This is a genomic window from Aromatoleum evansii, from assembly GCF_012910805.1.
Lineage (GTDB): Bacteria > Pseudomonadota > Gammaproteobacteria > Burkholderiales > Rhodocyclaceae > Aromatoleum > Aromatoleum evansii.
On sequence record NZ_WTVK01000223.1, the window covers coordinates 1 to 451 of the forward strand.

At 67.8% G+C, this 451-nt stretch carries 1 protein-coding gene; it reads right to left on the reverse strand.

Annotation, left to right across the window (positions count from 1 at the left end):
* Nucleotides 1–451 (reverse strand): glycine--tRNA ligase subunit alpha (locus GO615_RS29925; RefSeq protein ID WP_169133090.1); only part of this gene is annotated, 451 nt, incomplete at both ends.

The following is a 451-nucleotide window of genomic DNA, read 5'->3' on the forward strand; positions in this document are numbered from 1 at the left end:
CGTGAGGTCGCCGCGTCGCCCTTGAGCAGCGGGTGACCGAGTTCGGCGCGACGCTCGCTCCACAGTGCACCGGTCTCGCGAGCGAGGCGGCGCATGAGGGAGAACGAGCGCGCACGCTCCGTCGTGGAGACGGCGCCGCGGCTGTCGAGGATGTTGAACGCGTGCGAGCTCTTGAGCACGTACGTCCACGCCGGCACCGGCAGGCGCGCGTCGATGAGGCGCTGAGCCTCGTCGGTGTACTCCTTGAAGAACGCGCGGGCCGCGTCGACGTCGGCGTCGTCGAGGTAGTAGCGCGACATCTCGTACTCGTTCTGCGCGAACACCTCGCCGTAGCTGATGCCCTCGGCGTACGCCATGTCCTTGAAGTGCGTGACGCCCTGAAGCGCCATGAGGATGCGCTCCATGCCGTACGTCAGCTCGACGGCGACAGGCTCGAGGTTCTGCCCGACGA